Here is a 2,547-nt window from a genome sequence, read left to right as displayed (position 1 = left end):
GGAAAAGCCGGTGCTGCGGCTGGGGGTGGAGACCATTCGCCCCAATCCCCGCCAGCCCCGGCGGCTGTTTGACGAGGGGGCCCTGCGGGAGCTGGCGGCGTCCATCCGCCGCCACGGGGTGGTCCAGCCCCTGGTGGTCCGGCGGCGGCCCGACGGCTGGGAATTAGTGGCGGGAGAGCGGCGGCTCCGGGCGGCGAGGCTGGCGGGCCTTACGGCGGTGCCCTGCGTGGAGGCGGAGGTGGACGAGCGGGAGTCCGCCCTGCTGGCCCTGGTGGAGAATTTGCAGCGCCAGGACCTCCACTACTTCGAGGAGGCCGCCGCTATCGCGGACTATCTCCGGCGCACCGGGGCCACCCAGGAGGAGGCCGCCGCCCAGCTGGGGCGGTCGCCCTCGGCGGTGGCCAACAAGCTGCGGCTTCTCCGGCTGTCCCCGGCCTGTCAGGCGCTTTTGCTGGAAACCGGCCTGACGGAGCGCCACGCCCGGGCCCTCCTCCGGCTGGAGGACCAGGAGGAGCGGCTGGCNATGGCCCGCCGGGCGGCGGAGCGGGGCTGGAACGTGGCCCAGACGGAGCAGCACGTAGAGCGGCGGGTCCAGGAGCTTCAGGCGGCGGCTCCGGCGGGGCGGCGGACGTACATTTTNAAGGACGTGCGGCTGTTTTTAAACAGCGTGGACCGGGGGCTGCGCATCGTCCGGGAGGCCGGGGTGGAGGCCCGGTGCCTCCGGGAGGACACGGAGGAGGAAATCGTCATGANAATTCGGATNCCCCGGAGGCNGGGGAGCTGAACACCCCAGCGGAAGGCCCTGTTTTCTTGTTACTATATTGTAATCACTTTTTCCGAAAATCTGTGTTAGAATACTCAAAGAGAGAAACGGCCCGTGTGTGGGGCCGAAAAAGGAGGGGACTTCATGGGACAGCTGACAAATGAAGTCAAGGCGGGCGGCGCACGGGTGAAAAAGGGCTCCGCCGTTCCGGTAATCGCCGCCCTGGCCCTCACCGCCGCCATCATGGCGGGGGCCTACGCCGGGCTCTGCGCCTGGGCCGGTTCCCGGACCGTCTTTTACCCGAGGGAGACCATCAGCGGCGTGGACGTGGGGGGCCTTACCGTGGAGCAGGCCGGCCAGGTGCTGGCCGGGGCCCTGCCGGGAAGAACGCTTGCNGTCTCCACCNTNCAGACGGCCGAGAAGGAGGGCTGGCCGGCGGATGCCGGGGGGGCCTCCGTCACCTTGGGGGAGCTGGGCTATACCGCCGAGCAGTGCCCCGGCATCGCCCAGCGGCATTTTAACCAGCAGGCCGCCGCCCCCTTCCTCAGCCGGGGGGCCCGGGTGCTGTCCCTCCTCACCGACGGCGAAGAGGACGGACTGACCGCCGGGGACCGGGACGAGGAGGCCTTTCGCCGGGGCGTGGCCCAGGTGGCGGAGGACCTGGCCCTGGAGCCGGTGGACGGCGCCTATGAGGTCCGGGAGGACGAGATTCTGCTGACCAAGGAGGCCAACGGCCGCTCTGTGGGAGAGGCCGGGCTGGCTCTGGCTTTGGAGGCCGCCGCCGCCTCGGCGGCGACGGAGGTCCAGGTGGACGCGACCACCCATTCCGCCCGCCCCCTGTCCATTCAGGAGGTTCACGAGGCCGTGTNCGGCGAGATGGAAAACGCCCGCTATGACCAGGAGACCGGGGGCATCCTGCCGGAAAAGCGGGGGGCGTCCTTTGACACCGTGTCCGCCCAGCGGGTGCTGACCGCCGCCCTGCCGGGGGAAACCGTCTCCGTCCCCGCCGACATTCAGGAGCCGGAGATCACGGCGGAGGACTTGAAGGCCGTCCTCTTCCGGGACCTTCTGGGTGAGTGCACCACCCATGTGGGGNGCACCGCCGCCCGGNTCAGCAACGCGAAGCTTGCNTCCGCCGCCTTTGACGGGACGGTGATGAACAGCGGGGACGTGTTTTCCTACAACGAAACTGTGGGCCAGCGGACGGAGGCCAAGGGCTACAAGGCCGCCCCCGCCTACGTCCAGGGGGAGACCGTGGACGAGATTGGCGGCGGCGTGTGCCAGCCCTCCTCCACGCTGTATTACGCCTGCCTGCTTGCCAACATGGAAATCACCGAGCGCTACGCCCACCGCTACATTCCCGCCTACANCACCCGGGGCATGNACGCCACGGTGTCCTGGGGCGGGCCGGATTACAAGTTTACCAACAACACCAAGTACCCCTTGAAAATTGTGGCGAGCTACGACAAAGGCTATCTCACCGTCCAGCTCTGGGGCACCAAGACCGACGATCTGACGGTGAAGATGACCTATGAGACCCTGTCCACCACTCCCTTCGAGGAGGTGGAGCAGCTGGACCCCTCCCTGGCCCCGGGCCAGCGGCAGGTGAAGGTCACCCCCTACACCGGCTATAAGGTGAAGACCTACCGGAACATCTTCGACGGAAGCGGAAATCTCCTCTCCAGCGACGTGGAGGACGTCAGCGACTACAAGCACCGGGACCGCCTGGTCCTGGTGGGCCCGCCCAAGGAGGACGCCCCGCCGGCCTCCGCCCCTGTGGTCCC

At 68.4% G+C, this 2,547-nt stretch carries 2 protein-coding genes; both read left to right on the top strand.

Annotated features, from left to right (window positions below; translation table 11 throughout):
• Positions 1-784: ParB/RepB/Spo0J family partition protein (locus tag JX325_RS18500; protein WP_204791893.1), on the top strand; the 784-nt coding region annotated here is incomplete at its 5' end.
• A gap of 123 nt (positions 785-907) precedes the next feature.
• A partial coding sequence (locus tag JX325_RS15115) for a VanW family protein (protein ID WP_204791892.1) occupies positions 908-2,547 on the top strand: 1,640 nt, incomplete at its 3' end.

The organism is Oscillibacter sp. CU971 (assembly GCF_905219725.1).
In the GTDB taxonomy this organism is placed as follows: domain Bacteria; phylum Bacillota; class Clostridia; order Oscillospirales; family Oscillospiraceae; genus Oscillibacter.
This window is presented reverse-complemented; position numbering and strand designations above follow the sequence as displayed.